8 protein-coding genes are annotated in these 8,029 nt (G+C 41.5%); all 8 read left to right on the plus strand.

The annotated features are described in order from the left end of the window. Positions 1–568, plus strand: a 568-nt coding sequence (locus tag VF500_RS20255; protein WP_330861420.1) for a glycosyltransferase, incomplete at its 5' end; no start/stop codon positions are given. Next, positions 565–1,728: a glycosyltransferase family 4 protein gene (locus VF500_RS20260; protein ID WP_330861421.1), complete on the plus strand. Its 1,164-nt coding sequence runs from the start codon at positions 565–567 to the stop codon at positions 1,726–1,728. The genes VF500_RS20255 and VF500_RS20260, both read left to right, overlap by 4 nt. Before the next feature lie 17 nt (positions 1,729–1,745). Further along, a complete protein-coding gene (locus VF500_RS20265; protein ID WP_330861422.1) occupies positions 1,746–3,131 on the plus strand; it encodes a hypothetical protein in 1,386 nt (461 codons plus the stop codon). A 19-nt stretch (positions 3,132–3,150) separates the two neighbouring features. Further along, positions 3,151–4,362 carry a glycosyltransferase family 4 protein gene (locus VF500_RS20270; RefSeq protein WP_330861423.1) on the plus strand — a complete coding sequence of 404 codons (1,212 nt, stop codon included), beginning with the start codon at positions 3,151–3,153 and terminating at the stop codon, positions 4,360–4,362. 2 nt (positions 4,363–4,364) lie between these two features. Further along, positions 4,365–5,549 (plus strand): glycosyltransferase, encoded by a 1,185-nt coding sequence (locus VF500_RS20275; RefSeq protein WP_330861424.1) that lies wholly within the window; start codon positions 4,365–4,367, stop codon positions 5,547–5,549. Positions 5,550–5,590: 41 nt separating this feature from the next. Beyond that, positions 5,591–6,733: an acyltransferase gene (locus VF500_RS20280; RefSeq protein WP_330861425.1), complete on the plus strand. Its 1,143-nt coding sequence runs from the start codon at positions 5,591–5,593 to the stop codon at positions 6,731–6,733. A 63-nt stretch (positions 6,734–6,796) separates the two neighbouring features. Continuing rightward, positions 6,797–7,348, plus strand: coding sequence for a WcaF family extracellular polysaccharide biosynthesis acetyltransferase (locus tag VF500_RS20285; RefSeq protein WP_330861426.1), 552 nt, complete (start codon positions 6,797–6,799; stop codon positions 7,346–7,348). A 15-nt stretch (positions 7,349–7,363) separates the two neighbouring features. Further along, positions 7,364–8,029 (plus strand): thioesterase II family protein (locus VF500_RS20290; protein ID WP_330861427.1); only part of this gene is annotated, 666 nt, incomplete at its 3' end.

The following is an 8,029-nucleotide window of genomic DNA, read 5'->3' on the forward strand; positions in this document are numbered from 1 at the left end:
TAAAAGTTTTGTTTTTTTAGGGAGATTGGTATCCGATAAAGGTGCTGATTTAGCGATAGAAGCAATAGCGCAGCTATATAAAGAATACAAAGAAACAAATGCCGATACCTCTGAAATTTCACTCACAGTAATTGGAGAGGGGAAGGATTTTGAAAAGTTAAAGCAATTTGTTATAAAGGCCGGCATCGCGAAGCTTGTCCGGTTTGAAGGCAGCTTAACTGGCGAAAAACTGGTTGCCTGTTTAAATAAACACAAGTATATGCTCATCCCCTCAAGGTGGCGGGAGCCTTTTGGGATAGTTGCTTTGGAAGGGCTGGCGTGTGGTTGTATCCCAATTGTATCTGACGGTGGCGGCTTACCAGATGCCGTTGGCAAAGCAGGATTGGTATTTAAAAGAGGCGATCTGCAGGATTTGGTGAAAGCGATTAAAAGCCTCCTAACAGATGGATATTTACAGAAAAGGCTAAGATTTGAAACTGATGCCCATCTGAAAGCGCATACCAGTAAAGTGGTGGCTAAACAATACTTTGATATCATTAATGCTGCTGTGCAATCACAAAATTTATGAAAGTAATTTATACTTCGCCTAACCGGAGCCATCACTATCGTTATGCGCTTGCACTTCACCAGGCCGGAATCCTTCACAAGTTTGTAAGCGGATTTTCGCGCTGGAGCCCACGTGCTGCATTTACTGAAATAGGGGATAAGTTAGTCCGTAGTGATAAAATTCAAAGCATTTATTTGGCGAGCTTGAAATTTAAAGCACCTAAATCTATAAGTACACAACTGGCTTATTTAGCCAAAATTGAACAGGATAACGCCTGCATAAAATACCTTGACGATGCAGATATTTTCATGTACTACAATGGCAGCGGGCTCAATGCCAGTAAAAAAGCCAAAAGCAAAGGGAAAATAGTTATTGTAGAAGCGGTAAACAGCCATGTTGAGTACCAGGAAAATTTAATGAAGGAAGAGTATGAATCATTAAAGCTGCAATGGCAACCTTTTCATGATAAGGAAAAAGCAAGGCGCATTGAAGAGTACCACATTGCCGACTATATCCTGATGCCCTCAAATTTTGTGAAAAGAAGCTTTATTGAAGCCGGTTTTCCTGAACATAAACTGATCAGGGTACCCTATGGCTTTAACCAGTTAACCGGCAGTAATGAAGTTGCCGACAATATTCATCAGAACACATTTACCATCCTGTATGTAGGAAGTATTTCGGTGCGTAAAGGTTTACGGTATTTAATTGAAGCTTTCAGGTTATTAAATCATCCCAACAAAAAATTAATAATTGTAGGCCCTGAAAATAACCCTAATGGTTTGGCAGATATCGTTATTCCGGATGGGGTGGTGTTTACAGGTATATTAAAAGGGCAGGAGCTGGAGGCCGCTTATAAAAGTGCCAGCGTTTTTTGTCTCCCTTCAATTGAAGAAGGATTAGCCCTGGTTTTGGGCGAGGCTTTATCGTTTGGGATTCCTATTATCGCCACAGAAAATACCGGCGCTGATGATATTATAACCAATGGCGAAGAAGGGTTCATAGTTCCTATCAGGAACAGTAAAAATATTGCCGATAAGCTGCAATTATTGGCTGATGATGAACAGCTTTACAGCACAATGAAAGCAAAAGCTGTAAAAAAAGCTACAGGCCTAAAAGGCTGGGATGAAACCGGCAGGTTATTGATCGCATCGCTCAACGATGTGTTTGCGGCTAAAAAATAAAATTAACCAAAGTTTAGATGGATAATCAGCAGGAGAAATTACGGGTCTATATCAAAAAGCTGCTTTACGTGCTGGTCTTTGTACTCATTTTTGAGGGCCTGATGCGTAAAATGCTCCCTTCTGCTTTAGGGCTTTTGGTGTTCTTTTTAAAAGATATTTTATGCATCATGGGCATATTCAGTATCAGTAAGGCAAAACTAAACGGCTTGGCATTAAAGCTTTTCAAAAACTGGAAAACGGTGACGATGATATTTATTCCGCCGGCTGTATTTACTGTTTTCCATGATCCAATTTTAAGTGTTTTCGGGTTAAAACAATACCTGTTGTACATGATTGTTGGCGTACTGATGCCTTTTGCATTCCCTCCGGATAAGATGGATGAGTTTAAAAAGTTTGTTATTTGTATTTGCCTGGCGTTAATACCTACAACAGGGGTTGCTGTATTACAAAATAGTTTGCCGGCCAGCCACTGGTTAAACTTAAGTGTTGACGGCGGTTCGTTAGAAGGATTTTCGGCAGGCGGACGCCTAAGGGTAAGTTCTACATTTTCATTTACCGGCCAGTATTCATGGTTTTTAAATATGGCTTGCTCGTTTTTAGCCATGACCTTTTTCTGGCCGAAAGAAGAAGTTAAAGGAAAAGCAAAAAACTGGCAGATCATCTATTTAGCCGCAACAGGCATATCATTATTGATAGGTACATTTATAACTGGCGGGCGTTCGGCAGTCTTGGGTTGCGGTGTTTGTTTGGTGATGGGCCTTGCCTTTGCAGCAATTAAATCTCCCGGGCAAATCGTTTCAAAAGGACTGATAGGTATTGCAGTATTTACTGTATTGCTTGGAGGTATCCGCGCAGCAAAGCCCGAGTTTTTTGCCGCATACGATGAACGTTCAAGTGATAACGATTCGGGTACCCAATCGGCAGAGATGAAGGATAGGGTACAAGGAAACTTTTTAAACTGGACTAACTGGGTATTTGACCAGGATATAGTTGCCATCATGTTTGGCAATGGACTGGGCGTAATGAGTAACGGCTCTGAAAAGATCAGCCAGTATGCATACGATTTAAAGTTAGAGTCAACTGGTACCGAAAGTGACTTTGATACAACCATTTATGAGGGAGGGATCTATCTTGCCATTGTATGGTATGCGTTCCGGTTATGGATGATCGTATTTTGCCTCGGCATCTGGCAAAAATCGCGCAGGAAAGATTGGAGCGTAGTACTTTCATTTTTATTGAGTTACGTTATCCTCAATGCATCGATAGGGGCCGTGGGTAAAAACCCGCCTGTAAATATTTGGTTGTGGCTGGCAATAGGCAGCGTTTTAATTATCAAAAATTATAACGATCAACAGGATAAGGCGCTGAAAAAGCCTGCAACCCAATCGGTTGTTGCAGTATAGATATTACCAACAAAAACTTATGTCAAACAATAATTTTAGGGTGGCCATCATTGTATCCCACCCAATCCAGCATTTTTGTCCGCAGTATATCAGCTTTACAAAAATGAAAGATGTAGATGTAAAGCTCTTTTTTGCCTCGATGCTGGGCTATAAAAAGTACGTAGATAAAAATTTTGGCCAGGAAATATCCTGGAACAACCTGAGACTGGAGGAATTTGATCATAAATTTTTAAATGGTGAACAGGTTTTACCTTCAACCAAAGAACTTGATGCTCCATCGATAACTGAAGAATTAGATTCGTTTAATCCGGATGCTATTATTACCTATGGGCACTTTCAAAAAGTACAGCGCAGGGCGCACAAATGGGCCAAAACCAATAATGTGCCTATTGTATATATCACTGACTCTGAAAACCGTCAGCGCCGTAAATGGTATAAACTTTTGGCTAAGTTCTTTTTGTTAAGGCTGTATTATAACAAGGTGAATTACTTTTTTACGGTAGGCGATGCAAATGAAGCATACTTTAAACTTTATGGCGTGCCCGAAAAAAAGTTTATCAGGATGCATTATCCTATTGACGTTGATGTATATGCTGACGCCTATCAAGATAAAGCAGCATTAAGAAGAATGATTCGTGAGCAATATGGGATCCCCGAAAATGATTTTGCCATAGCGGTGGTAGGCAAGCTGGTAACCTGGAAAAACCAGGAACACCTGATCGATCTGCTGATAGACCTGGAGAGCAAAGGACATAAAGCCCACGCATTCATCTTAGGTTCAGGAAAAACATTAGACGGTTTAAAGCAAAAGGCCGAACAATTGAAGGTAAATAAAGTACACTTTACAGGTTTTGTTGATCCCCTGGAATTGCCTGCTTATTATGCGGCAATTGACGCATATGTGCATCCGGCCAGTATCGAACCGCATTCGTTGGCTATCAGCGAAGCCATATACATGGGATGCCCTGTAATTTTGAGCAGCACATGCGGCAGTTACGGCGACACCGATGATGTACAGATCAACAAAAACGGGTTTGTATACAATTTTGGAAATATTGGCGAACTCTCTGAAAAAGTTGTAAAGCTGCTTAATGACCAGCAATTGCGTCAGCAATTCAGCAATCACTCCCGTAAAATCTCTTTGAAATTTCAGCAGCGTGCCCACAAGGAATCAATGCTTGATCTGATCAATAAAGTAAATAAGCTTAAACGCAGGTCTGTATCTGTTTAACTATGCGAATTGTTTTTTTTACGCACCCTCCGTTTTTAGGTTCGCAAAGTATGCCCCGTTTTGCTTCCATGTTAGCTAAGGGTATGGAACAGCGCGGGCACCAAATTGAGGTTTGGACACCCGAAGCTTTTTTTTACAAACTATCGGCGCCAGGCAGTTTAAAAAAATGGTTGGGCTATCTTGACCAGTATCTGGTATTTCCCGGCCAGGTTCGTAAAAGGATAAAGTCATACCCCGATCAAACGTTATTTGTATTTACTGATCATGCCTTAGGCCCCTGGGTGCCCTTAGTAACAAACCGGCCGCATGTAATTCATTGTCACGATTTTTTAGCGCAGCATTCGGCCTCTGGTAAAATAAAAGAAAATCCAACCGGTTTAACCGGCCGTTTGTACCAGCAGTTTATACATAAGGGATATTCAAAAGGGAAGAACTTTATATCGGTTTCCAATAAAACCAGCCGGGACCTTCAGGAGTTTTTGACAAAGAAGCCTCAGTTATCGGATGTGGTTTATAACGGCCTTAACCGTGATTTTAAACCGCTTGAAACGGATAAAACCCGGAAATTATTTGGCGAGGCAATTGGAACCGACCTTTCACAGGGATATATTTTACATATAGGCGGTAACCAATGGTATAAAAACAGGGTAGGGGTAATTGAGATTTATGAATCATGGCGGAAGCTTGATAATGGCAAACTACCCCTACTACTCATCGGTAAAGAACCGGCAGAGGCACTGAAAGACAAACAAAAGCAATCAGCTTACACTAATGATATTTTTTTCCTGACAGATATCAGCGATGAACAAACACTACTGGCATATGCAGGTGCAACTTTACTATTATTCCCATCCCTCGCCGAAGGGTTTGGGTGGCCAATAGCCGAAGCAATGGCATCCGGTTGCCCGGTAATTACAACCAATGAAGCACCGATGACAGAAGTTGCCGGTGACGCGGGTTTCCTGATTAAAAAACGCGATGAGCAAAATGGGAGCGTAAATTTCTGGGCAGATGAATCGGCATTGGTTGTTGATCATGTTATCAGTTTATCGCCTGCCGAGCGTAAAGCTGTAGTCGAGAAAGGTATAAAAAACTCCAAACGTTTCAGAACCGAAACCATGCTTAGCAGCATTGAAGAGATCTACAAATATTTAACAAAAAGCTTTGATATCCGGCTTGAAAAATAGCTGTCTTGCCACTGTATCACCATCAATTAACTGAATATAAAATGACTACTAAAACTTCTAAAAGCGAATCTGCAACGATAGTTTACCTCAGAGGGTTAGCAGCATTTGGTGTAGTACTATATCATGTGAGGGAAGATCTGTGGGTTGGCTGGAATGCTTTGCGTGGCTCATCTTCGGCTTCCGCGTTTGATAAAGCTGTTGCCTGGCTTTCTATACCCACACCTTTTTTAGGATCGGGTGTTATCCTGTTTTTCCTTTTAAGCGGTTTTTGTATCTCGTTGCCTTATGTTGGCGACAACGCCCGCAAGCTAAATTTAGAAGAATATGCTATAAGGAGGTTCTTCAGGATCTATCCCCCATATTTAATAGCCATAATCGTCACCTTAATAATCGAATTTATCTTATTGAAAGTATATGCATTGCCGGTCGCACCTTATACCTCATACCTGGCAAATGTTTTTATGGTTCAAAACTATACAACAGGCGCCCTTACATCAAACGGTGCTTTGTGGACTTTGCCGGTCGAATTAGAACTTTATATCGCATTCCCTGTTGTGTTTTATTTACTTAAAAACTGGGGTAACAAGGCGCTGATAATCATTACAGGCATAGTATCACTAATAGCACTCAGTCTTTTTATTAGTGGTCAGTTTTGGCTGGGCTCGGATTTTGCCATGTACTGGGTGGTTTGGTGCGCCGGTGTGCTGCTTGCAAAAGCGTATGCCAATGGAACTTTAAGTAAGCCTTCGGGCTGGCTTTTAATAACAGCGGTAGCAGCAATTGGAATAGCGGTAATACTTCAGGTACGGGGCGTGCCTTCACCTTATCTTGAATTGCTTTTCGGCTATTTTTACCTGATACTGCTATGGCTCGGTATCACTACGGAATACCGTTGGAACAAATATATTCCAGCAGGTATGGTCAAAGCGATGAATGTGTTGGGTACCTGTTCGTTTTCGCTGTACCTGATCCATAAACCCCTTTTTAGATTGATTGGTATTGTTTGGATCAACTATTTTGGTGGTAAACCAGTTAACTTTTTAATCCCTGTTGGGTTTTCAATACTCATGGTTTTTATAGCATGGGGCTTTTATTTGCTTATCGAAGCACCAACACATGCGTTGGCAAAGAAACTGTCCCGTACCAAAAAGCAACCGGCTGTTATTGTGCCGGTAAATGAATAAGGTATTTTGGCCTGGCGTCAAATAGCTAAGAAATCTCAAAGGTCATAATCGTTTTAATATTTCATGCAAACAGATCTTTCAAAGTTTACAATCGGCGATTATAAAAACGGCAGCAAAATAAAAGTGACGGTTTGGTATTTTATCAACTACTTCATTTTTAATAGTGCGTTCCCCTGGCCATATAAATTCAAAGTGGCTTTACTTCGCCTTTTTGGCTCAAAGGTGGGCGATGGCGTTGTGATCAAAACAAAAGTTAAAATAAAAAATCCATGGCGGCTTACAATCGGCGATAACACCTGGATTGGCGAATCGGTTTGGATAGATAACCTGGAAGATGTGAGCATCGGGAAAAATGTGTGCATCTCACAGGATGCTATGCTGCTTACCGGTAACCATGATTATACCAAAACCGATTTTCCGTACCGTCTCGGTAAGATCACACTTCACGATGGTACCTGGATCGGTGCAAAAGGCGTAGTATGCCCGGGAGTTGTTTGTCGCAGCCATTCTATTTTAACAGTTAACTCCGTGGCCACTAAAGACCTTGAGCAATGGAGCATCTATTCAGGAAATCCGGCCTCATTTGTAAGGGTCAGAAAAGGAATAACCGCCTAACTGCTGTTCAGGAAAATGAGTGGAAAGACCAATTTAATTTGCCTGCCCTTTGCAGGTGGGAACAAGTATTCGTACAGGCCGTTATTTACCGAGAGTTCACCCGTATTTAATGCCACCACGCTCGAATATCCGGGTAGGGGAGCAAGGATTTTTGAAGAGCTTACATCAGATATTTATAAGCTGGTTAACGATCTGTTTAAACAACTGAAGCCGACTATAAGCAAAGGTAATTACGCGCTTTACGGGCACAGCCTGGGTGGGTTACTAACTTACCTGCTTGCAGTAAAAATTCGGGAAAACAAAGTCGAGCCACCTAAACATATTTTCATTACCGGCGCTTCCGGGCCTTCGGCTCCATCGCGGTTAACCAAAAAATTTCATTTATATCCTCAAAAAGAATTTATAGATGAGATCATCATACTTGGCGGGATGCCTGATGAAATTTTGCAGGATAATGCCATGCTGGAGTTTCTTGAACCAATTCTCCGCAACGATTTTAAGGTGAGCGAAACCTACGTACATCAAGCCGCCGAACCGCTTAATATACCTTTTACAGTGATCACGGGTATTGATGAAGATCTTACCGCCGAAGAGGTTTTGCTTTGGCAAAATGAAAGTATTGCAGAAATTGATTTTATCCAGTTAGAAGGCGATCATTTTTTTATCATGCAGCATAAGGCT

The organism is Mucilaginibacter sp., from assembly GCF_036383575.1.
Classification (GTDB): Bacteria; Bacteroidota; Bacteroidia; order Sphingobacteriales; family Sphingobacteriaceae; genus Mucilaginibacter.